The 23,237-nt window shown below is 63.1% G+C and carries 19 protein-coding genes and 1 other RNA gene; 14 read left to right on the top strand and 6 right to left on the bottom strand.

The features are described from left to right. Positions 1–129: 129 nt before the first annotated feature. The 8 genes from DL86_RS05540 (at position 130) to DL86_RS05510 (ending at position 7,926) form a co-directional block, all read left to right on the top strand. A complete protein-coding gene (locus DL86_RS05540; RefSeq protein WP_162180397.1) occupies positions 130–1,857 on the top strand; it encodes a peptidoglycan L,D-endopeptidase MepK in 1,728 nt (575 codons plus the stop codon). Between the two features lie 106 nt (positions 1,858–1,963). After that, positions 1,964–2,338 (top strand): cell division protein ZapA, encoded by a 375-nt coding sequence (locus tag DL86_RS05535; RefSeq protein ID WP_036259031.1) that lies wholly within the window; start codon positions 1,964–1,966, stop codon positions 2,336–2,338. Between the two features lie 97 nt (positions 2,339–2,435). Beyond that, positions 2,436–2,590, top strand: a non-coding RNA gene (gene ssrS, locus DL86_RS19140) — 6S RNA. Between the two features lie 23 nt (positions 2,591–2,613). Further along, positions 2,614–3,195, top strand: coding sequence for a 5-formyltetrahydrofolate cyclo-ligase (locus tag DL86_RS05530; RefSeq protein WP_036259029.1), 582 nt, complete (start codon positions 2,614–2,616; stop codon positions 3,193–3,195). A gap of 4 nt (positions 3,196–3,199) precedes the next feature. Continuing rightward, a complete protein-coding gene (locus tag DL86_RS05525; protein ID WP_036259027.1) occupies positions 3,200–4,021 on the top strand; it encodes a TIGR00282 family metallophosphoesterase in 822 nt (273 codons plus the stop codon). A gap of 122 nt (positions 4,022–4,143) precedes the next feature. Next, a complete protein-coding gene (locus DL86_RS05520) occupies positions 4,144–4,680 on the top strand; it encodes a VOC family protein (protein WP_051952745.1) in 537 nt (178 codons plus the stop codon). 296 nt (positions 4,681–4,976) lie between these two features. Next, positions 4,977–5,714 (top strand): hypothetical protein, encoded by a 738-nt coding sequence (locus DL86_RS05515; RefSeq protein WP_036259025.1) that lies wholly within the window; start codon positions 4,977–4,979, stop codon positions 5,712–5,714. Between the two features lie 115 nt (positions 5,715–5,829). Beyond that, complete coding sequence (locus DL86_RS05510; protein WP_036259023.1) at positions 5,830–7,926, top strand: membrane protein; 2,097 nt, start codon at positions 5,830–5,832, stop codon at positions 7,924–7,926. 98 nt (positions 7,927–8,024) lie between these two features. On the opposite strand, the gene DL86_RS05505 is transcribed toward DL86_RS05510, so the two are convergent. From DL86_RS05505 to DL86_RS05495, 3 genes are all read right to left on the bottom strand, one after another. Next, complete coding sequence (locus tag DL86_RS05505) at positions 8,025–8,540, bottom strand: GNAT family N-acetyltransferase (protein WP_036259021.1); 516 nt, start codon at positions 8,538–8,540, stop codon at positions 8,025–8,027. 122 nt (positions 8,541–8,662) lie between these two features. Then, positions 8,663–9,007, bottom strand: coding sequence for a hypothetical protein (locus DL86_RS05500; protein WP_036259019.1), 345 nt, complete (start codon positions 9,005–9,007; stop codon positions 8,663–8,665). 300 nt (positions 9,008–9,307) lie between these two features. Then, positions 9,308–9,760 carry an NUDIX domain-containing protein gene (locus DL86_RS05495; RefSeq protein ID WP_202899165.1) on the bottom strand — a complete coding sequence of 151 codons (453 nt, stop codon included), beginning with the start codon at positions 9,758–9,760 and terminating at the stop codon, positions 9,308–9,310. Positions 9,761–9,906: 146 nt separating this feature from the next. Here DL86_RS05495 and mbfA point away from each other — a divergent pair, with 146 nt between their 5' ends. From mbfA to DL86_RS05475, 4 genes are all read left to right on the top strand, one after another. Continuing rightward, positions 9,907–10,878, top strand: a complete 972-nt coding sequence (gene mbfA / locus DL86_RS05490) for an iron exporter MbfA (RefSeq protein WP_036259016.1) — start codon at positions 9,907–9,909, stop codon at positions 10,876–10,878. A gap of 31 nt (positions 10,879–10,909) precedes the next feature. After that, the gene (locus DL86_RS05485) at positions 10,910–11,797 is read left to right on the top strand and encodes a metallophosphoesterase family protein (protein ID WP_036259015.1); all 888 of its coding nucleotides are present in this window, start codon (positions 10,910–10,912) and stop codon (positions 11,795–11,797) included. Between the two features lie 84 nt (positions 11,798–11,881). Continuing rightward, positions 11,882–14,653 (top strand): DNA mismatch repair protein MutS, encoded by a 2,772-nt coding sequence (gene mutS, locus DL86_RS05480; protein ID WP_084572722.1) that lies wholly within the window; start codon positions 11,882–11,884, stop codon positions 14,651–14,653. A gap of 89 nt (positions 14,654–14,742) precedes the next feature. After that, the gene (locus tag DL86_RS05475; RefSeq protein ID WP_036259013.1) at positions 14,743–15,216 is read left to right on the top strand and encodes a MarR family winged helix-turn-helix transcriptional regulator; all 474 of its coding nucleotides are present in this window, start codon (positions 14,743–14,745) and stop codon (positions 15,214–15,216) included. 59 nt (positions 15,217–15,275) lie between these two features. On the opposite strand, the gene hrcA is transcribed toward DL86_RS05475, so the two are convergent. The 3 genes from hrcA to DL86_RS18620 form a co-directional block, all read right to left on the bottom strand. After that, on the bottom strand, positions 15,276–16,376 hold the full coding sequence (hrcA, locus tag DL86_RS05470) for a heat-inducible transcriptional repressor HrcA (RefSeq protein ID WP_036259012.1): 1,101 nt from the start codon (positions 16,374–16,376) through the stop codon (positions 15,276–15,278). Between the two features lie 117 nt (positions 16,377–16,493). After that, the gene (locus DL86_RS05465) at positions 16,494–16,880 is read right to left on the bottom strand and encodes a response regulator (protein ID WP_051952780.1); all 387 of its coding nucleotides are present in this window, start codon (positions 16,878–16,880) and stop codon (positions 16,494–16,496) included. Positions 16,881–16,907: 27 nt separating this feature from the next. Then, complete coding sequence (locus DL86_RS18620; protein WP_051952743.1) at positions 16,908–18,968, bottom strand: HWE histidine kinase domain-containing protein; 2,061 nt, start codon at positions 18,966–18,968, stop codon at positions 16,908–16,910. Positions 18,969–19,477: 509 nt separating this feature from the next. Here DL86_RS18620 and DL86_RS05450 point away from each other — a divergent pair. Beyond that, positions 19,478–22,234, top strand: a complete 2,757-nt coding sequence (locus tag DL86_RS05450; protein WP_036259184.1) for a tetratricopeptide repeat protein — start codon at positions 19,478–19,480, stop codon at positions 22,232–22,234. A gap of 165 nt (positions 22,235–22,399) precedes the next feature. Next, positions 22,400–23,224: a hypothetical protein gene (locus DL86_RS05445; protein ID WP_156964489.1), complete on the top strand. Its 825-nt coding sequence runs from the start codon at positions 22,400–22,402 to the stop codon at positions 23,222–23,224. The last annotated feature ends 13 nt before the right edge of the window (positions 23,225–23,237 follow it).

Raw genomic sequence — 23,237 nt, 5'->3', positions numbered from 1 at the left:
GGGGAATGTGCCACCATGTTACGGGACATTAACCGTTCAAGTTTTAAGAGCTTGCTCGTTATAAAAGCGGCCTTCGCTGTTAACGGACCCGCGGCGCCCGCCGCAAAAGCGAGAATTGCGAGTTTTCATTTGCGCCAACCGCGCCCCCGCACGGCACCAGAACGAAGCGCCTGTCTCGCCGCCGCCTATGTAGGGGCGATGTTGTTCGGTTTCTTGGCGCCCTCCTCGACCGAGACGGCGGTCGCCAATGGCGACACGCGCACGTTGAGCCTGCATCATTCCCACACCGGCGAATCGATCGAGGCGACCTTCCGGGTCAATGGGTCCTATGATCCCGCGGTTCTCGAAAAGCTCAACTGGTTCCTGCGCGATTGGCGCAACGACGATCGCGCCCGCATGGATCCGCGCCTTTTCGACGTGATCTGGGAAGTCTACCGGACCGCGGGCGCGAGCGAGCCGATCGTGATCGTCTCCGCCTATCGCTCGCCGGCGACCAATGCGATGTTGCGCCGCCGCTCCAGCGCGGTGGCCGAACACTCGCAACATATCCTCGGCAAGGCGATGGACACCACCATGCCAGGCATGTCGATGGAGCGCATTCGCGAAATCGGAATGCGGCTGCAACGCGGCGGCGTGGGCTATTACGGGAGTTCGAATTTCGTCCATCTCGATGTCGGCAATGTCCGACATTGGCCGCGCATGGGCTATGATCAATTGGCGCGGCTTTTCCCCGACGGGAAGACGGTGCATCTCGCCTCGAATGGGCGAACGCTGGCGCGCTACGAAGAGGCTCGCGCTGAGATCGCCTCGCGCGGCGGCGTGACGAGCGATGCGCCGGCGCCTCAATCGGGCAACTTCTTCGCTTGGCTGTTTGGCAAGCAGGAGGACGATGACGAGTCCGAAGCGGTTCGTGCGGCCCCGCCATCGCGGCGCGATCGCTTCCAGGTCGCCGCGCTCACGGGAACCGGCGCTCCCTCGACGAAGTCCAGCGCTTTCGCCGATCGCCGCGAAAGGCGCCAAGCTCCCGCGCCGCAGCCGGTTCCGTCCGCCGCCAACGCGCCGGGGAGCGAGCCGGACCAAGAGCCGGCGGTTGCAGGAACAGTCGTCGCAAGCCTCGCTCCCACGCCGGTCCCGCGCGATCGCCGATCGGCGATCGAAGACAGTGAAGCGGCGGCCGGCGGCCCCGCCAAAGACAGGGCCGAAAAAGGATCGGCCTCCGTCGCGCCGCTCCCGCCGCCGCGTCCGCTGGAGCTTGTCGCTTACGCCGACGTTCCGATGCCGCCGGCGCGGCCGGAGGGACTGACCCGCGTCGCGTCCAATATGGCCGGCAAGCCCGCGAGCAAGAGCGACGTCATCGGCGCCCTGAGCGCCGCGCCCGGCGCCAATGCGCCTCAGGCCCTGGTCCGGGCGGCCAATCTCCCAGTCTTGATCACTCAAGGAGCCAAGGACCAAGCCGCGATTCCCGCCGAGGTTCTCGCCTATGCCCCTTCCGCGCAGCAGGCCCAGAGGCCGCGCGGGGCCCCGCTTGGCAAGGAAACGGGCCAGTCGTCGCAAGCGGCCGTCGTGCCGGCTCGGCTCGATCGCTCCAGCTTCCATGGCCTCGCCAGCGACGTCGCGACCGCGAACGCGCCGGCTCCTTCCCTCCTCGGCCAAGCGCTCACCGGTCTGCGTCAGGCGGCTCGAATCCTCCCCGACGCCTTGTCCGGTCTGCCTTCGGCTGGCTTCGCATCGGCCTTCCGCGCCGCTGCAAGCGATCTCGACTGCTCCCGTTTTGTCTCGGCCGCTCCAGTCAAGCCGGCTCCCGCCGCCGACTCCGTTAGCATCGCAGAGCATCCTGGTCGCGCGCGCGGCAATTGAGGCCGCGGCGTTTTCCGGCTAAGCCTGATGCAGGTCCGGCGATTGACCTCGCCGGAGTCTTGATGCCCGGCAATGGCGACGGGCAAGAGTCGGAGGAGCGGGCGCGATGGCGCAAGTCGCGGTGACGATCGCGGGCAGGGTCTATCGGGTCGCCTGCGACGAGGGCGAAGAAGCCCACCTCGGCGAGCTTGCGCATCTGGTCGACGCCAAGGTCGAGGGGATGCGGCAGCGTTTCGGGGAGATGGGCGACCAGCGCCTTACGATCATGGCCGCCATCACCATCGCCGACGAATTGGCCGAGTCCCATCGCCGCATCGGCCAGTTGGAGGCGGAACTGGCCGAGGTCAGAGGCAATTTGTCGAAGGCCGCAAGCGGGCGGGACGAATGGGCGGTGGGGCTTGCCGGTTCGCTGGGCGAGGCGGCGGCGCGGATTGAGCGCATCGCGCAGGACTTGAACGGCGCCGCCCGCGCCGAGGCCTGACGGGCCGCCCTTATATCTATCATTTCATTGTGCGGATCCCGCCCCCGGCGCCAAAGCTCCCCTGGCATTCTAAGACCTGATCCACTAGATTGGCGTTGCGGAGCTGCGGGGTGCGTGTTGGATCTGTATTCCCGGGGCCTTATCGATCTCTAAGGGAGCTGTCCCTGGCCCTGCCCGTGGGCTCGGCCACATGGCGCCCACCTACATTGTAGGTTCCCGGGGTCGATATCCCACGGCCATCGCGGCCCCGCGCTTGTTCTCCCACCCTCGACGCGATGCTGACGCCACCCTCGAAAACGATGCTGCGCTCCGAGGCTTTGGCGCGCCGCCGCACGCAGACGGAGGCGGCCGCCGCCGCCTTCGCCGCGCATATAGCGGCGGCGGGGACCGAGCTTGTCTGCCGGTTGCGCCCCGGCGTCGTCTCGGCCTATTTCCCGCTGGCAGACGAGCCCTCGCCCTTGCCGCTCCTCGAATCTCTCGCGCGCGCTGGAATTTCGACCGCCTTGCCGATTACCGGCGCGCGTGGGACGCCGCTCGTTTTCCGGCTGTGGCGGCATGGCGAGCCGACCGCGAAAGGCAAGATGGGGATCGCCGAGCCCTTGCCGAGCGCGGCGGAGGTCGATCCCGATGTCTTGTTCGTGCCGCTCGCCGCCTTCGATCGGAGCGGCCATCGGATCGGCTATGGCGCCGGCTTTTATGATCGCACTTTAGAGAAGCTGCGCTCGAAGAAGCCGATTTGCGCGGTCGGGATCGCCTATGCGAATCAAGCCTTGGCCAAAATTCCGCACGAGGCGCACGATCAGAGGCTCGATTACGTGCTAACAGAGCAGGAATTGATCGACTGCCGGGTTGGATAAAAGCATGCGCCTCCTCTTCATCGGCGACGTCGTCGGCCGCGCCGGCCGCACGGTTCTGACCGAGGAACTGCCCAAATTGCGGCTCGCCTGGGGGCTCGATTGCGTCATCGTCAATGGCGAAAACGCCGCTGGCGGCTTCGGGATCACCGAAGCCATTTGCGCCGATTTTCTCAATGCGGGCGCCGATTGCGTGACCCTCGGCAATCACGCCTTCGACCAGCGCGAGGCGCTCGTCTTCATCGCCCGCCAGCCGCGCCTGATCCGGCCGGTGAATTTCCCGCGCGGCACGCCGGGCGCGGGCGCCAATCTGATCGAGATCGGCGATGGGCGGCGGGTGCTGGTGATCAACGCCATGGGCCGGACCTTCATGGACGCCATGGACGATCCTTTCGCCGCCGTCGAGCGGGAGCTCGCAGCCTGTCCCTTGGGGGCCGGCTGCGACGCCGCGGTCGTTGATTTCCATGCCGAGGCGTCGAGCGAAAAACAGGCTTTCGCTCATTTCGTCGATGGCCGCGTCTCGCTGGTCGTCGGCACCCATACGCATGTGCCGACCGCCGACCATCAAATTTTGCCGCAGGGCTCCGGCTATATGACCGACGCCGGCATGACCGGGGATTACGATTCAGTGATCGGCATGGAGAAGGAAGAGCCGGTCCGGCGCTTCACCACCAAACTGCCGACGACGCGGTTTGAGCCGGCGGCGGGCGCGGCGACGCTCTGCGGCGTTGCCGTCGAACTGGATGGAAACGGCCTCGCGGCCAAAATCGCGCCGGTGCGGATCGGCGGAAAGCTTGCCCAAGCGCGCCCGGCTTTTTGGGAAGCATGAAGAAAATATGCGCCCGAGCTGAATCGGCGCCTTTATTTTGTTGGGGATCCGATTGAGCGGATGGATAGGCCGGGCTCCGCGCCTGCGGTAGCATGCGCTTGAGCTGGTCGGGAGGTGGTGCGATGACAGTCAAAGGCGGTCAGCGGCCAAATCAGATCGGCGTTGCCCTTTTCGTCAAGGACGCTGCGGCAATGGCGGAATTTTATAAATCCGTGCTGAATGCTACCGAAGTCCGGTGCCACGCCATGGCTGAAGACGGGCTTTTCCCGAAAGGCGCCGTGACTGCAGTGGAGCTTCAAATTGGAAGCCTGTGCCTGACAGTCGCGGTCGAGAATCCGCGGTGGAAAGAGGCGCCCCGCTCGGATTGGCCGCGGTCGCCCGAATCCGCTGAAACCACAACCGTGTTCCTTTCCCTTTACGTGGATGACGTGGATGCGGTTGTCGCCAGAGCGCTCGCGCTGGGCGCGACGACGCTGAACCCGCAAAAACCGATAGAGGACGCGCATTGGGGCGATCGGGTCGCCCAGTTCATCGATCCTGCGGGCCATGCTTGGCGGATTCAGACAGCCAAGGAAGAAGTCGCATTCGAGGAATTGCCGCATCGCCTTGAACTGGCGCGCGCCGCGCGGTCCCGGTCGGCGGGCGCACAGCCCACTTGACGTCGTGTCAAACCCGTTTGCCGCTGCGGAGGCGACGGACCTTGCCGCGGATCATCGCCTCGGAGCAGCGGCCTTAAACGGAGCTCGGCGGCATGACGGCTTCCACAATGGATGATTTGCGAGCATATTAAGCCGGTGCGAGGCCTAGAGCCTATTCCGAACAGATTGGTTCGATCTGTTTGGGAATATGCTCAAACTCTCTAACACCGGAGCGATTTCTGATCGATCGAATGACTCCATTCGATCGGAAAGCGCTCTAGAAGGACGCCCTCCAAGAGTTCAGGCGTCGCAAAAAGATGAGCCCATTGACCCTCTTGCGCGCGCCGCTTTTGTCCTGGCTGAAGCTGGTCGGCATTGTTTTGCTTGCGGCGGCGCTCAGCGCGCCGGCTGTGGCTCGCCCGGGACCGGCGCCGGCGCAAGATGAGGCGCTCCAGCATTACGCCGACTACACCAAGGACCAGACCGTCTATCTCAATCATAAGATTGAAAAGATTGGACTCAGCGTCTTTTTCGCGGCGGTTTTCATCTGGTATTTCGGCTTCGAAGTCATATTGCGGCTTCGCGGCGATCCCTTGCCATCCAATATTCGCGCCGCCTTCGATAGGCTTGATGCGGTCCGATTGGAGGTCAGGGCGCTGACGCTGGGCGCGAAGGCTCTCAGGCATGGCGCGGAATTGACTTCCGAGGCGCGCCTTTATGACGAGATCGCGGAGCGCGCGAATTTCTTGCTGAGCGCGGCAAGCGCCAATCTGAGATCCGTTGCGGTCGACAAGACCGCTTTAATGGAAGAGATTGAACAATTGATCGTTTGCTCGAACGCGCTTTCCGCCCGGCTGCGAACGATGCAGCCGGATCATTTGTCGACGGCGGAGGTCGGCGATAGGATCAGGTTTGGGTGGGGGTTCATCAATCGCGTCAATCGGGGTTGGAGGCGCGCCTTCGCTCGGCCCAAGCAGTTGAAAATCAGGACCATCGAGCAATTCCAGGAAATGAAATGGCCGGCCTGGTCCAGCATCGAGGGCCTGACGGCATAGATCCTATAGGGCAAGCATGGCCGGCGGCGGCGGGGAACCGGAGCCCGCTTCGAAGGGCGCCATCGAGACCTATCCGCCCGGTTCGGTCCGAGCCCGCAAGGCGATAAAACTTTAAATGAACCAGTTCAATCTTTCGTTCACGCCGCTTGTACCCTGGCCCCTCCTGATCGGATTCGGCCTCTTCGCGCTGGCTATTGTCGGACTTGGCCTTTATGCGCGCCGGCGCGGAACCCTTTTGCGCGGGCTCGGCCTCGCCCTTTTGCTGCTGGCCTTGAGCGACCCCGCCTTGGTGCGGGAGGATCGCAATTCCCTGCAAGACGTCGTTGCGATCGTGGTCGATCAAAGCGGCAGCCAGAGCATCGGCGCGCGCCGCGCGCAGGCGCAACAGGCCGAGGCCCAACTCGAAAAAGCTTTGGCGGCGCTCGGCAATGTCGAGGTCCGCGTCATCGAGAGCGGGGGCGCCGATGCCGAGGCCGATGGCACAAGGCTGTTTTCGGGCGTGAACGCTGGCCTTGCCGACGTGCCCTCGGAGCGAATCGGCGCGGTTTTTATGATCACCGATGGAATCATTCACGACATTCCGGCCAATGCCGATGCGCTGGGCTTCAAGGCGCCGCTGCATGCGCTCATCACCGGCCATGAGGGCGAGCGCGACCGCCGGATCGAGCTTCTTGAAGCGCCCCGATTCGGCATCGTCGGCAAGGATCAGATGATCGAGCTGAGAGTGATCGACACTGCGGACAAGAATGAGCCGGTGGTGTTGCGCCTGCGCCGCGACGGCGAGCCGATCGCGACCTTCGCCGCGGCGCCGGGCGAGCGCATTCGCGCGCCGGTCCGGATCGAGCATGGCGGCCAGAATGTCGTCGAGATCGAAGTCGACGCCTTGCCGGAGGAATTGACCGCGATCAACAACAAGGCGGTTTTGACGATCGAGGGCGTCCGGGACAAGTTGAAGGTTCTCCTCGTCTCGGGCGAGCCGCATGCCGGCGAGCGGATGTGGCGCAATCTCCTGAAGTCGGACGCCAATGTCGATCTGGTCCATTTCACGATCCTGCGCCCGCCCGAAAAGCAGGACGGAACCCCGATCAACGAATTGTCGCTGATCGCTTTTCCGACCAGCGATCTGTTTGGCCGCAAGATCGGCGAATTCGATCTCATCGTCTTCGACCGCTATTCCAACCAGAGCGTTCTGCCGCTCATCTATTTCGACAATATCGTGCGCTACGTCCGGGAGGGCGGCGCGCTTCTGCTGGCGGCGGGGCCGGATTTCGCCCGGCCGGAGGGGCTTTATTATTCTCCTTTGGGACGGATCGCCCCGGCCCGCCCGGATGGCGGGGTGACCGAACGCGCCTTCCGCGCCGCCATCTCCAAGGAGGGCGCCAAACATCCGGTGACCCGCGGGTTGCCGGGCGGCGATCAGACGCCGCCGGCCTGGAGTCGCTGGTTCCGCCAAGTCAATGCCGAAGTCGCGCGGGGAACCAGCGTTCTCGAGGGCGCCGATCAAAAGCCATTGCTCGTTCTCTCGCGCGAGGGCAAGGGCCGCATCGCTTTGCTTCTCACTGATCAGATGTGGCTCTGGGCGCGCGGTTTCGAGGGCGGGGGGCCGCACCTCGATCTTTTGCGCCGCCTCGCCCATTGGCTGATGAAGGAGCCGGAGCTTGAGGAGGAGGCCCTGCGCGCCAATGTGCGCGGCCGCGCCATCGAAATCGAGCGCCAAAGCCTCCTTGCGCAAACCCCGCCGGTCACGGTCACGGCGCCTTCGGGCGCCGTCGCGCGCGCAACCCTCGCGCCGTCCGAGCCCGGCCTGTCGCGCGGTGTGGTCATCGCATCCGAACTCGGGCTTTACCGGGTGGACGACGGGACCATGTCCGTTCTCGCCAATGTCGGGCCGGAAAATCCGCGCGAATTTCAGGAGGTGGTCTCGACGCCGGAGCGGCTGAAGCCCTTAGCCGAGGCGACGGGGGGCAGCGTGCGGCGGATCGGCAAGGGAGACGGGGAGGAGATCGCGTTGCCGCGCCTCGTCGCCATGCGTGACAGCCCAGTCTACGGCGGCTCGGATTATGCCGCGATCAAGCGCACCGGCGCCAGCGAGGTGAAAGGCGTCGGCATCGCTCCGCTCGCCATCGGCTTTTTGGGGCTGGCGGCGCTATTGGGCAGCGTCGCGGCGGCTTGGCTCGTCGAGGGGCGGGGAAGCTTGCGGCGTTCAAGTTAGAGCATTTTCAAGCGAGGTGGATGCCGGTTCGCGTTGAGAAAATGCGATAATACAAAGACCTAGAGCTGCTTTCCGATTTCGCCGAAACTGAAAGCGCTTTAGAACGCATCCGCTCTGGCGGCCCGCCGCACCTTCCCCTTCGCCTGTTCGAGCGCGCCTTCGACAAGTTCGCAATAGAGCAGGCGGGCGGGATCGACCGGGCCGATGAAGGCGAGCCAATCCGGCGGCGCTGGCGCAAAGCCCATTTTGCCATAATAGGACATGTCGCCGACGAGCAGGACCAGCTTGTGGCCCGCCGCCCGCGCCGCCTCGAGCGACTTTCCGACCAAGGCTTCGCCAATGCCGCCGGAGCGGAACGCCGGATCGACGGTCAGCGGCCCAAGCAGCAGCGCCGGGGAGGGCCCGCAGCAGATCGGGGTCATCCGGTTCGCGCCGACGAGCAAAGTCCCGACCCGCGCGACGAAGGACAAGGCGTGGTCTGGCTCCACCCCCTCGCGCAGGCGATAGGCCGAACGGGCGAAGCGGCCGGGCCCGAAGGCGCGTTCGTCGAGCTTCTCTATCGCGGCGAGATCTGCCGGCGTCTGGGGGCTGAGCACAAGGGAAAGGTCGACCATCGCCCTATTAGAGCAGGATCCAGAAAAAGTGGAAACGCCTTTGCGATCTCAGCTATCCCCTCATTTTTCCTTATGCCATTTCGGTAGTTTAGCGCGGCGCCGAACCTAGATGTGACGCTCCCCTAAGTCGCCACCCTGAACGCGGTCTCCCACGGCTCAAGTAGAGTGATGGTCACGGCCACGCCTGTTGGCGCATCCGTCGTCAAGACGAACTCCACGCCAGTTGCCTCTGCGGGCGGCCCATGCGGTACGACGTTCGAGACCCGCACGTCAGGGCCGTGAACATTGAGCCGCGCTTCGTCCGGGAAGTTGCTGGGGAAGCCGAGACCTGGCGGCGCGTGGATCTCCACCGGAGCGGCTGTCACTAGGACAGTGGATCGATTAGTGATATCAAAGCCGTTGATGTTGAAGTTAAACGCTACACGCCCACTCACGTTGCTGTAGTAGATGCGGACCGATCGCGCCATTTGCTCGCCTCCCTAGGGTAAACGAAGTTCTATTATTACAGGATCGGCCCAGAAAGAGCAACAACGGAAGGCATTTGGTCAGATGCCGACAGAAGATTTCCTCCAGCTTGCGCCATCTGCCTTGATCGACGCGGGTGCGAGCACAAGCCGAGGGCATCAACTGTCTTTGTCATGCCGCTAGCGGCGAACGCGAGGAATGGACGTTAGAATACCCTGTCGCAAGCGGCGGGATCTTTCGCGATAAGATGAGCCTTGTCATGAAAAGCGAGGCCTGCGCGGGCCCAGCCGTCAGGAAATCTTCTACCAGGACATGGAAATCGAAGCGCCGTGCAAGACTTCATCAAGCCGGGCGCGGGTCGCCCGGCTTGGAGCCGCCGGCAATTCGTCGGCGGCGAAAAAGCCCGCCTTGGCGGTCGCCCAATCGGCCTCATAAGGCTGGGCTTGGCGGAAATCGCGGACGACGTAACAAGCGAGGTGTTCGCGCGTGCGCTCATCGAAGAAAAGTCCATGTAAATGCGGTGCGCTGGAGAGAAGGATCCTGCGCCTCTGCTCAAGTTCGCGGGCGAGCGCCATTGGCGCGCTTTCGCCAGGCTCGACGGCGCCGCCGGGCAGATGGCAACCGGGGACGCGGCTATGGCGCACGACGAAAACCCGTCCCTGGCGATCGAGGACCAGAGCCCGCACGCCAAGCCGGGCCGATCTGTGGGTTTCTCGGCTTTCCCGCCGCCGCCGCGTGAACCAGTGCATCATCATGTCAAAATAATGACTCTTTCATTCATGGCAATAGTTATCAAGCATTGTGAAAAAGTCTATCGAAACAGCCGAAAAGCGAAAACAAGCTGGAAATTTTGCAGCGCAATGTTTAGACTAATTCCAAGTAAATCGGCTGGGGGCACAGCGTGAAAAGTTTCGCGGAATTGAGCGAACGCGAAATCCTCGCATTGGCGATCGCCTCCGAGGAGGACGATAATCGCGTCTATATGGCCTTCGCCGAGGACCTCCGAGAGCGCTATCCGGGCACCTCCAAGGTATTCGAGGAAATGGCCGAGGTCGAAGCGGGTCATCGGAAAATGCTGGCCGCGGTCTATGAGCAGCGATTCGGTCCGCATCTTGTCCCGATCCGCCGGGGAGACGTGAATTTCTTCATTCATCGGCCGCCGGTGTGGCTGACCCGGAATCTGTCGCTCGATACGATCCGCAAAGAGGCTGAAGTGCGCGAGGCGGAGGCGTCGGGCTTTTACCTGAAAGCGGCCGCGCACGCCAAGGACCCTGGGGTTCGCAAGCTATTGAGCGATCTTGCTCAGACCGAACTCGGCCACGAAAAAATCGCCGCCCATCTGGAAGACGAGATCCTCACCCCCTCGGAACGGACCAGAGAAGCCAAGACTCGCGACCGTTTCTTCGTCCTGCAATTTATTCAGCCGGGTCTCGAAGGGCTGATGGATGGCTCGGTTTCGACGCTGGCGCCGCTGTTCGCCGCCGCTTTCGCAACCCATCACAATTGGCCGACTTTTCTTGTCGGCCTGGCGGCTTCGCTCGGCGCCGGCATCAGCATGGGCTTTGCCGAAGCGCTTTCCGATGACGGCGTGCTGAGCGGGCGCGGATCGCCCGTGCTGCGCGGCGTCGTCTGCGGCGTGATGACGGCGCTTGGCGGAATGGGCCATTCGCTGCCCTATCTCGTGCCCGATGCGCTCCCCAACGCATTCTGGATCGCCACCGCGATCGCCGGCGGCGTCGTCTTCTGCGAACTTTGGATCATCGCCTTCGTGCGGGCCAAATATATGGCGACGCCTTTCCTCAAGGCGGCTTTGCAGATCGTCGTCGGCGGGGCCATCGTCCTGGCGACGGGCATTCTCATCGGCGGCGCTTGACGGCCGGGCGACAGCGGAGGCATTTGCGCGCGTGAGTTTCCTTCTTGCCCATCTTTCCGACCCGCATATCGGGCCGATGCCGCGCCCGCGCCGGCGCGAGCTGCTTGGCAAGCGCATCACCGGCTATTTGAACTGGACGCGCGGCCGCTCGCGCATTCACGACATGGCGGTGCTCGCGCAAATCATCGCCGACGTGAAGGCGCAGCATCCCGACCATATCGCGATGACCGGCGACATCTCCAACATAGGGTTGCCGGCGGAATTTCAGATCGCTCGGCGCTGGCTGGAGATGCTCGGCGCCGCCGAGGACGTCAGTTTCGTGCCCGGCAATCATGACGCCTATGTGCGCGGCTCGATCCCGGATCTGGCGCGGGTTTTTTCTCCCTGGACGAAAGGGGAGAAGGCTGAGAGCGGCGGGTTTCCTTACTTGCGGGTGCGCGGCGAGGTCGCCCTGATCGGCCTGTCCTCGGCGGTTCCGACTCCGTTTTTCATCGCCTCGGGTCGCATGGGCCGCGAGCAGATGAGCGCCTGCGAAGCGCTTCTGGTCGAGTGCGCCAAGCGCGATCTCGTCCGCATCGTCATGATCCATCATTGCCCGCAAAGCGCCGCTTCGAGCATCGCGCGCGGACTGAGCGATGGCCGCCATTTCGAGGCCATGATCAAGCGGGCCGGCGCCGAACTCATCATTCATGGCCATAACCACAAGCAATCCGTGATCTATTTGGAGGGACCGACGCGCCTCACGCCGGTCGTCGGCGCGCCTTCGGCCTCCGCGCTTCGCGGATTGCCGCATAATCGCGCTGGCTACCACCTGTTCGAAGTGTCCGGAAACTATCGCGATTACAAGATCGAGGCGCGGGCGCGCGGCCTCTTGCCGGGGACGATGATCGTCGGCGATCTGGGCCGCATCCGGCTGTGACGCTTCTGGGGACAGGCCCGCAAGGGACGCTTCGTCACAGCCTTCGCGTGTGACATCCTGGCCAATCCTGATTAGCCTGCCGCCATGCCCAAGCGCGCGGATCCTCCCTTTTCGTCCAATTCATCGCAATCGGCCCCGGAAGGACGTCGGCGCGATGTGACGTCCGCCCCCGAGGAGCAAGCCAAGATCTCGCCGATGATGGCGCAATATTGCGAGATCAAGGCGGCCAATCCGGGCTCGTTGCTGTTCTACCGGATGGGCGATTTCTACGAATTGTTTTTTGAGGACGCCGAGATCGCGGCGAAGGCGCTTGGCATCGTCCTGACGCGGCGCGGCAAGCATCTGGGCAAGGATATCCCGATGTGCGGCGTTCCGGTCGAACGCGCGCAGGATTATCTCCACAGGCTGATCGGCCTTGGCTGCCGGGTCTCGATTTGCGAACAGGTCGAGGACCCCGCCGAGGTGCGCAAACGCGGCGGCAAATCCGTGGTGCGCCGAGAAGTCGTGCGCCTGGTGACGCCTGGAACCATCACCGAGGAGCTTCTGCTCGATCCCGCCCGCGCCAATTGCCTGCTTGGAATCGCCCGCGCGCCCCAATCGAAGGGGGATTTCCTCTATGGCCTTGCCGCGATCGATATATCGACCGGCGCTTTCGCCCTTTTTGAAGCGAGCGAGGCCTCGCTGGAGGCCGAGATTTCCCGCATCGACCCGGCCGAGATCGTCACTCCCGAAGCCCTCGCCGACCTGCCCTGTCTTGCCCGGATCGCGCGGGAGACCAAGCTGCCGGTGACCCCGCTTGGCCGCGAGAGCGGCGAGGGCCTTGGCGCCGAGCGGCGGATCAAGGACTATTTCGGCCTTGCGACGCTCGATGGTCTTGGCTCCCTGTCCCGCGCCGAGATCGCCGCCGCGGCCGTGGCGATTTTCTATATCGAGCGCACCCAATTCGGCGCTCGGCCCGCTTTGAGCCTGCCCTCGAAGCTTGGCCGCGACGCGCATATGGACATCGACGCCGCGACCCGCGCCAATCTGGAGCTTACTCGGACCTTGGCCGGCGCCCGCGAGGGCTCGCTGATCGGCGCCGTCGACAAGACGGTCACGCCATCGGGCGGCCGGCTTCTCACGGAGCGCCTCGCCTCGCCGTTGACCGATGCCCATGCCATCGCGCGCCGCCTCGATGCTGTAGAGTTCTTTGTCAACAATCAGATATTGCGCAAGGAGATCAGAGCGCAGCTCAAGGCAGCCCCTGACCTGACCCGCGCCCTTGGCCGGCTCGCGCTCGATCGCGGCGGTCCGCGCGACCTTGCGGCCTTGCGCGATGGATTGGCGGCCGCCAATGCAGTCGCTGAAGCGCTCGGCCGTGCGGGTGAGTTGCCAGGGGAGCTTGAGAAAGCCGGGGTGGGGGCCGGAGGCTGCGATCAAGCGCTTGCGGCGCGCTTGGAAGACGCCCTCGCCGAGGCCTTGCCGCTGCATCGGCGCGAGGGCGGCTTCGTTCGGGCGGGCTATGACGGCGCCCTCGACGAGCATCGCGCCCTCCGCGATGAAAGCCGGCGGGTGATTGCGGCTTTGCAAGCGCGCTATTGCGACATCGCCGAAACCCGGCAGTTAAAGCTCAAGCACAATCATTTCCTTGGCTATTTTCTTGAGGTTCCGCAAGCGCAGGGCGAAAGGCTGTTGAAGCCGCCGCATGACGCGGTTTTCGTGCATCGCCAGACGATGGCCGATGCGATGCGTTTTTCGACGAAGGAGCTTGCCGAGCTCGAGGTCAGGATTTCCTCGGCCGCCGATGAGGCGCTCGCCCGCGAAACCGCGATTTTCAACGATCTCGCCGCGCTTCTCCTCGCGCAAGAGGCAGCGATCAAACGCGCCGCCGATGCGCTCGCCTTGATTGACGTCGCAGCGGCGCTCGCCGAATTGGCGTCCGCCTGCAATTGGACCCGGCCCGAGGTCGATTCCTCGCTGGCTTTCAAAATCGAAGCGGGCCGCCACCCGGTCGTCGAGGCGGCGCTCCGTTTGAACGGCCAAGCCTTTGTCGGCAATGATTGCGCGCTTTCGGGGCTGGCCGGAAAGGGGGGCCGGATCGCCGTCGTGACCGGGCCCAATATGGCCGGCAAGTCCACTTATTTGCGTCAGAACGCGCTCATCGCCGTCCTCGCCCAGATGGGATCCTTTGTTCCCGCCGCAAAAGCGCATATCGGGATCGTCGACAAGCTTTTCTCCCGCGTCGGCGCGGCGGATGATCTCGCCAGAGGCCGCTCGACCTTCATGGTCGAGATGGTCGAGACAGCCGCCATTCTCAATCAGGCGAAGGAGCGCTCCTTCGTCATTCTCGATGAAATCGGCCGCGGCACGGCCACTTTCGACGGTCTCTCCATCGCCATCGCGGTGATGGAGCATCTCCATGAAAAGAACCGGACGCGGGCGCTCTTCGCCACCCATTTCCACGAATTGACGCAGCTCGCCAAAAGCCTCGACCGGGTCGACAATCTCACCGTGCGGGTGACCGACTGGAACGGCGAAGTGGTCTTCTTGCACGAAATCATCGCGGGCGCCGCTGACCGCTCCTATGGCATCCAGGTCGCCAAACTCGCCGGGCTTCCGGCCGCCGTGGTCGCCCGCGCGAAACATCTCCTGGCCGAATTCGAGGCCGCCGACCGCCGCTCCCATGCCGACAGGCTCGTCGCCGATCTGCCTTTGTTCACCGCCCCGGCGATCGAGCGGCCGACCGTGGCCCCGGCTCAAAATGACGTCTTGGCCGATGCTCTCGGCGAAGCTCTGGACGCAGTCGATCCCGATGCGCTTTCCCCGCGCGACGCGTTGGAGGTCTTGTACCGGCTGAAGCGGTTGCGCGGTGCTTAGCGTTGAATGGACGGGTTTTCGATCAGGATTGTAATTAGCATAACTTCCATTTAATTGGATCCAATTGAATTGCTAGCTGGAGACTGCCCATGTCCGATGACGATGCCGCGCCGAGGCTCGATCAGCAGCTTTGCTTCGCGATCTATTCGACCATGCATGCGATCAACAAGACCTATGGGCCCTTGCTGGAGCGCGTCGGACTGACCTATCCGCAATATCTCGTGATGCTGGTCTTGTGGGAGACCGACGACGTGACGGTCAAGGAAATCGGGGAAAAGCTCCAGCTCGATTCCGGCACGCTGACGCCGCTCTTGAAGCGCATTGAAGCCATCGGCTTTATTCACCGAGCAAGGGACCCCAAGGATGAGCGGCAGGTGCGCGTCAAGCTCACCGACAAAGGCAGGGAGCTTCGATCCGCGGCGAAAGGCATCCCGGCCGAGATGGCGCGCGCGATGGGCCGCCCGGCCGAGGATCTGAAGGGGCTGCGGAAAGATCTGCGGCGCGTGCGCAACAATTTGCAGGGCAAGCGCGGAAAGTCCGACGCAAAGCCGCCCGCCGGTTAGATGGTTTTCAAAGGGGAGGATGCCGTTCAGAGTCCGAAAGGATCTTGCGGCGCGCGACGCTAACGCCTTTGCAGCAGGCGCGTGACGACTTTCGACGTATAGTCCACCATCGGGACGATCCGGGCGTAGTTGAGCCGCGTCGGGCCGATGACCCCGAGCACGCCGACGATGCGCTGCTGCTCGTCATGGAAAGGCGCCGCTATCATCGAGGAGCCCGAAAGCGAAAACAGCTTGTTTTCCGATCCGATGAAAATGCGGACGCCTTCGCCCCCTTCCGCCCGGCTCAAGAGATCGATCACATCCTTTTTGGTTTCGAGATCGGAAAATAGCAGCCGGATGCGTTCGAGGTCCTCAAGGGCGGTGAGGTCCTGGAGCAGATTGGCCTGGCCCCTGACGATCAGCTGAGGACCATGCCCGGAACATTCGGTCCAGCTGGCGAGGCCGGCGTCCACAAGGCGCGCGGTCAATTCGCCGAGTTCGGCCTCGGCGGCCTTGTGAGAGGCTTCGATCTCGGTCTTGACCTCGACCAGGGTGCGGCCCCGGATTCGGGCGTTGAGATAATTGCCAGCCTCGATCAAGGCCGAAGGCGGCAGCCAGGTCGGGATTTGAATGATGCGATTTTCAACCGTCCCATCTTCGGCGACGAGCACGGCGAGCGCGCGCTCCGGCTCGATCCTGACGAATTCGATATGTTTGAGCCGCCCGTTTTCCTTCGTCGTAACGACGACGCCGGCGCCCCGAGTGAGGCCCGACAACATGATCATGGCGTCGCCAAGAAGGCCTTCGAGGGGCTGCTCCGGCGAGACCGCCTTGACCTGCGCCTCGATCTGCTCGCGTTCGCCATGGCCAATGTCGCCGAGCTCAAGCAAGGCGTCGACAAAAAAGCGCAGGCCAAGCTCGGTCGGGAGGCGCCCGGCGCTGGTATGCGGGGCATAGATGAGGCCAAGCTCTTCAAGGTCCTGCATAACGTTTCGGACGGAAGCAGGCGACAGCGCCATCGGCAACAGCCGCGCGAGATGGCGCGAACCGACCGCTTCCCCATTCGCCAGATAGGAATCGACGATATGGCGAAAAATCTCGCGCGAGCGCTCGTTGAGGCTCGTCAAGCTCGCGCCGCCAAGGCGCGTAGGATCGCGGGGATGGTCTAACGGGATGGCCATGCCGATAACATGGCCGCCCCGCCCGGTGGATGCAAGCGCGCAAAACAACGACGCAAGATGCGCGCGAGCGCTCCTCCGCCGGACCCGCCAAGGCGCCGCGCCCTCCCGGCCGGCGGATCAGAACGAACGCAGGTCGATTTTCGGGTCCGGAAAAGCGTCTTCAAGGGCCGTTTCAAGATCGCCGACCCGGAACGGCTTTTCCAGGACTTTGGCGTCCGCATAGGTCGCGTCGAGCCCGCGCGCGCCATAACCTGATAGAAAAATGAACGGAATGGCGCGCGACTTCAGAATATCGGCGACAGGAAAGCTTCGCTGGCCATTGAGATTGATGTCGAGGACCGCGAAATCGGGCGATGTCTTCGCCAAGACGCCAAGCGCGCCCTCCACGGAAGCTGCGACCTCGACATGCTGGCATCCAATCTCGGCCAGCATGTCTTCGATCAACATGCTGATCAGGGCTTCATCCTCGACGACAAGGACGCGAAGGCTGGTTTCTAGTTTCAAGACATGAGTCCAAATCAAGCGAGCGCATTAGCAATCAAACCGTCGGCTTCGGCGTTGGTTCCACGCCGCCGGATCAATTTCCGGCGGATCGGAGGGCTGCGCAAATAGGGGCATTTCGAGAACGCAGACAACGCCTCCCTCGAGAAACTCGAGCGCGGTGGATCCCCCGCCAACCCCAAGCAGGCCGCGTTGGATCAATCTTGTGCCGAAGCCAGGTTTGCCAGGGGTCGCCGCGGCCGGAACGCCATGTTCGCGCCAGGTCAGGCGCGCCCGCGGCGGATCGCCGGCGTCGATCGACCAGTGGACGTCGAGACGCCCGGAGTCGATCGAAAACGCGCCATATTTGCCCGAATTCGTCGCGAGTTCATGCAGCACGAGCGCGGCGGCGACAGCCGTCGCCGCGTTCAATTTCGCAGGCGGCCCGGCGCATGTGATCTTGCTGTCCGCCTCCATATAGGGCGTCAGTTCGTTCTCCAGCAATTCATTCAGATCGACGCTTTCCCAATTCGTGCGGATGAGTTGGTCATGCGCCTTTGACAAGGCGAGAAACCGCTCCTGCAGCCGGCGCGCCATATCGACGGGGTCCTCGACATTGCGGGCGGTTTGAGCGGTGATCGATTGGACCGTCGTGAGCGTATTCTTGACCCGGTGATTCAACTCGTTGATGAGAATCTGCTGGCGCTCCTCGGCGTTTTTGCGTTCGGTGATGTCGATCGCGCTGCCGATGACGCGAACCGGCTTGCCTTGATGGTCGCGGATGAGCGATCCTCGATCCCAGACATGGATCCAGCTTCCGTCGCGGTGTCTCAGTCTATATTCCTCGGCCTGCTCTTCGATCGCGCCGTCCCCCAATTTGGCGCGCTGTAGTTCGAAGCGCGGCCGATCGTCGGGGTGCATGCGCGCCAGCCACCAGGCGATGCTGGTCCCGGCCTCCTCGACGCTGCAGCCGAGAAGCTTTAGCAGCCCATCCGACCGGTAGATCGCTCCTGTCGATATGCGCCAGTCGTAGACGATCCCCGCCATCGCGCTGATGGCGACGCGAAATCTTTGCCCGCTGAGCAGAAGGCGGGATTCGGCTTTGTGGAGCGCCGCGACATGTTCGTCCCTGGCGATGAGCGAGGTTTCCGCGCGCCGGCGCCGCTCGATCTCGGCGAAGAGCCGCGTTTCCCGAGCTTGCGCCATGTTGACGAGAGTAGCGAGGGCCAAGCTCGCTCCCGCCGCGATCGCGACGAGCGCCAAGGTTTGAGCGCGCCATGGGGCGAACGCGGCGTCCCGGTCGACGCTGACCCGCACATAGGCGGGAAAGCTCCCCAGTTTGGCGAAGGCATAAAGGCGATCGCCGCCGTCGGCGCTGGAGCGCGTGCGATAAAGGCCGGCGCTTTGGGTGCGGCTCAATTCGAAAAAGAGCGAATCCTCAGAGATCGTCGTGGCTCTTTCTCCAACATTGGAGAGCCGCGCGAGGATGACGCCATCGTCACGTATGATGCTGATCATTAGGGTCGAAACGCCGGCCAGCGTCGACCAGAAATCCTCGAAATAGCGCGCCTTGGTCGGGATGATGATCGCGCCATTGGCGGCGCCGGGACCGCGGCCAGCGGCAAATCCAATTCCCGCCTCGGTCTTGTCTTGAAGCGCTGGACCAAGATAGAGGCGCGCATGGGCGCGCAAGGCCTGTGCGTAGTCCTCCTTCATCGTCAGGCTCGGCGAATTCCCCGAAAGATTGCTGCTCACCGCGATCCGCCCGCCGGGGTCGATCAGCAGGATCGCCGCCATTCGCGGCGAGGATTGCATCAAGCCGGCCAGAAATTCGCGGATCGAATCGGAGCGGCGGATTTCGTCCCAGCTCATCCCCCCTAGCCGCAGATCGATCGCCGCCATCGCATCTTGCTGCGCGTCGAAGATGCGCAAGGCATGTTCGCGCGCGATCGCAGCCGTTCGCTCCGCCTCCAGTTCGATATCCGCAGCGCTGCGGTTGTACAAGATGGCGGAAAAGCTGGCGGCGACGACAAGCGGGAGAATGAGCGCCCCCCAAAAGAGGAATCCGAGAGGAGGCAGCCTGCCGATCAGGGATCGAATGGGTTGTTTCATCCGCCCTCCTGGCTGTCCGCCTCTTAGAGCCGGATGATTTTGGACGGAGTCGCAACGCGATCTCGTCCAAAGTCTTAAATCCACCTCTCATCAAAGAGTTAGAGCATGATGTCGTCCGAAAACCGGTTTCCACTTTTCGGCGTCATGCTCTAGCAGTCCGTCTCAAGCGCCCGGCCTCCGGCTGTTGGGACCGCTTGGCCTGCAAGGACAAGCATCGGGGATATAGGGCTGAAAACCGATGGCGCCATTGGCCTGATCCGTTAGAGGCGCTTTGCTCTCAATATCAAGAGGAGTCCGCGCTCCAGATTGAGGGCGCGGCCCTGAACGTCAGGTCCGCGAAAGCCATCTCCGCTTCAATCCGGGCGCAATGTTTTCGATGGCGCATCAAGATGATTGGCGCGTCGCGTCGTCTGCCCGGCCGATTGGCTTGCTTGCCGGCGCTGGTCGATCCTTGAAATGGAATGGTCCCGCCTGTGGCGGCGGGCCGGCATCTTAATGAGCGCAATCGAATGAGTGCCATAAAGTCCGAGGAAAAGAATAATGGTCGAGGCCGCGCCGAGATTCGCGACAAGGCGCTTCTCCAGGTCGCGATCACCGAAGCCTTCACATTCCTGAGCGCCGGCGCGCCTGGGGAGGCGATCGCCCATCTTGAGCCTTTCGCGGACCTCGCCGCTCCGAGCGATGTCGGGTGCTATGTCTTCGGCCTTATTCATTTCAACGCGGACGATCTTGGCAAAGCGCTCGGTTGGTTCGAGCGCGCGCTCGCCTTGAAGCCCGCCTATCCCGAGGCGCTCGGCGCGCGCGCCATCGTTCTCCAAAAGCTTGGCCAGCCGCAGGACGCGCTAGCATCTTTCGAAGCGGTCCTGAAGCTTCGTCCGGACGACGCCGACGCGCTGTTCAGCATCGGCGTTATTTTGCAGAGCCTGGGGCGCATGAAAGACGCCCTGGCCGCCTATGAAAACGCATTGCGCTGGCGCCCCAATCATTGCGAGGCCTTGACGAATCGCGGGGCCCTGCTTGAACGTTTTGGCAGATTCGAGGAGGCGTTGGCATGTTTCGACGCCATCGCGGCGATTCGGCCCGATGACAGCGGAACCCTCTTTAATAAAGCCTCGGTCTTGCAAAAGCTCGGGCGGCTCGACGCGGCGCTATCCGCCTATGAAGAGGCCGCCCGCTGCGGCCCGCCAGATGCGGAAACCGAGCTCAATCGCGGCAATGTGCTGCAAAAGCTTGGCCGTCTCGAAGAGGCGCTGACCTGCTACGACCGCTCCTTGCGATATCGCCGGGGCTATCCTCAAGCGCTCTACAACAAGGGCATCGCCTTGCAGGGGCTCGGCCGGCCCCGGGAGGCGATCGCCGCCTATGACGCGGCGCTAGCCCTCGATCCGTGCTATTGCGAAGCTTCGTGCAATCGCGGCAATATTTTGCACGAGCTGGGTCAGCTTGGCGACGCTCTCGCCGCCTACAACCAAGCCTTGAAGATTCGCCCCGGATTTCTGCCGGCCCTGACCAATCGCGCCAATATATTTCTGCAAATGGGCCGCGCCGAGCAAGCGCTCTCTTCGTGCGACGAGGCGCTGCGGCACGATCCAAAGCATCCGCAAGCGCTCGGGATTCGCGGCGCCGCGCTGTACAGACTCGGACGGCTCGAAGAGGCGCTGATTCTTCTCGATCAAACGCTTGCGCTCAATCCGGCGGCGCCGGAAGCCTGGCTCAATCGCGGCAATGTCCTGCAGGAACTCGATCGGCACGGCGAGGCGGTGGCCTCCTATGACGAGGCGCTGCGGCTCCGCCCGACTTATCCGGAAGCCATGTCCAGCCTTGGGGTCGCCTTGAAGGAGTCGGGCCAAATCGAGGAGGCGCTGATTTGTTTCAACAAAGCCTTGCAGCATAAGCCCGATTATCCGGACGCGCGGAACAACCGGGCGGGGGCGCTGCTGATCAAGGGCATGCTGAAAGAGGGCTTCGAAGATTTCGAAAGCCGCTGGGACCGCTCGAACGCGCCGCCCAAAACCCTTATGTCGACGACGCCGAAGTGGGAAGGCCAGCCGCTCGGCGGCCGGCGCATCGTCGTGTGGGACGAGCAGGGCTTTGGCGACCTCATCCAATTTTCCCGCTATCTTCTGGAGCTGGCCGACGCCGGAGCGCATGTCACGCTTCTGTGCCGCAAGAGCATGCAGCGATTGCTGCGGTCCCTGCCGGCGCCGATCCGGCTTGTCGACGCGGTCGATCCAGGCGAGCCCTTCGATTTCCAGAGCGCGCTTCTCAGCCTTCCCCGCGCCTTTCAAACCACGCTCGAAACGATTCCGACGCAAGCTCATTATTTGCGGGCCGAGCCGGACCTCGTCGGCAAATGGGCCGAGCGCATCGGCGTAGACGGCTTTCGCATCGGCATCTGCTGGCATGGAAACGCCTTCATCAACTTGAAGCGGACGGTTCCGCCGACATTCTTCGCGCCGCTCGCAGCGATCGAGGGCGTCCGGCTCATCAGCCTCATGAAGGACCAGCAGCGGATTGAGGCGGGGCCATCGGACGCCCGCTTCGCGATCGAGAGCTTGGGCGATGATTTCGACGCCGGGCCGGATTCTTTTATAGACTGCGCGGCGGCGATGGCGTCCCTCGACCTGATCATCACCTCCGACACGGCGATCGCCCATCTCGCCGGCGCATTGGGTCGCCCCGTTTTCGTCGCCCTGAAAAAGGCGCCCGATTGGCGCTGGCTCCTCGACCGCGACGATTGTCCCTGGTATCCGACCATGCAGCTGTTTCGCCAGACCGAAAAAGATGCGTGGACTTCGGTCTTCGAAGGCATCGCCGCGAATGTCGAGCGGCGCGCCTCGGCGGGGCGGCGGGCTCCCAAGGCGGCTTTGATCGAGATCCCCGGCGCGGTCGGCGAATTGATCGATAAAATCACGATCCTGGAGATCAAGGACAACCATGTCGCCGATCCGGCGAAGCGTGGCCATATTCGGCACGAATTGGATCTGTTGCGCAAGCTCAGGGCCAAAGCCGGTTTCGGCGGCGCGCGCCTTGCCGAACTCGAGACCGAACTCAAGGCCGCCAATATCTTTCTCTGGAACGTCGAGGACGCCCTTCGCGAGCACGAAAGGCGCGCGGATTTCAGCGAGGGCTTCATTTCCCTGGCGCGACAGGTTTACAAGACCAACGATCGCCGCGCTGGCTTGAAGAAGATGATCAATCTATTGTTCAATTCCGCTATCGTTGAAGAAAAGTCCTATGCGGCGCAGGACGCGAACGCAGTGTAAGACGGAGCGTGAAACCCCTGCATTGATCATTCGGGGTCCGCGCTTTTTGTTTCCAACAGTCTCCTGCCGGTTTATGGAGTCGGGGGGGGCATTGCGAACAAGGCATGGAAGGCGACGAGGGGTGTGCTCGGGGCCCTTGTTGCGGCAGAATTCGGGCTTCATCGCATGTGTGCAAGTTGGGGACGCGCGGAAATCGACGCCTTGCTCGAGTCGAAAAATCCGTCGCGCGCATTCGGCGCCATCGAAGATCGGATCGGGGAGGCCGCCGCCGCCGACAGGCAGAGCCTTCGAGAATGCGTCATCGAAGCCTTGGAAGAGGCGTTCGCGCGCGCGACGCGAAGGGCGGATGATTGGCTGCGCGCCATTCTCGAGGCGAGCCCAAATTATCTTCGCGCCGCGCCCTCGAACGAGCTGCGTCTTTGCGCCCTGCTCGTTGGCCTCTTGAAAGAAGCCGCGCCATCCGAACGGGGAGAACTCATATTGCCGGTCATCGTCGGCCTGAGCGATATCTCGCTTCTGTGCGCATTGTTCTGCGCCGTCGACGGCGATTGGACAAATGAGCGCGCCGCCGCGGAATCGGGCGAAGCTTTTTTTGGCGCCCATGCCGGAGCGGCGCGCAATGCTCTTTGCGATCGCGTGGTCGATCTGGCGGCGACGGGCAAGCTTTGGCTTCAAGCATCGCCCTCGGCCATTGTTTGGTTCTGGTTCGCATGTGGCCAGGAGCAGCAGGTCTATGTCTTCGTCAAACAAAGCATGCGGGAGGCAAGCTCGCTTGCCCGCTTGCTGGAAATGCCGATCGACCGCGTTGCTTCGAGCGAAGGGGATCGCGACCTCATCGCCGTGCGTCGTTGGTCGAAGATCATCGATTTCAACACCTTGGAACAATGCGCGGTGGCGCTCGTTCTGTCCGCCGCCTCCAAGCCGGATAAGAGAAGCGCGCGGCGCTTCCTCGATGCCTATGCTGCTGGGAAGAGCGAGCTGTTCAAATAAGATTTGAGCGATC

This window comes from Methylocapsa aurea (assembly GCF_000746085.1).
GTDB classification, from domain to species: Bacteria; Pseudomonadota; Alphaproteobacteria; order Rhizobiales; family Beijerinckiaceae; genus Methylocapsa; species Methylocapsa aurea.
This window is presented reverse-complemented; position numbering and strand designations above follow the sequence as displayed.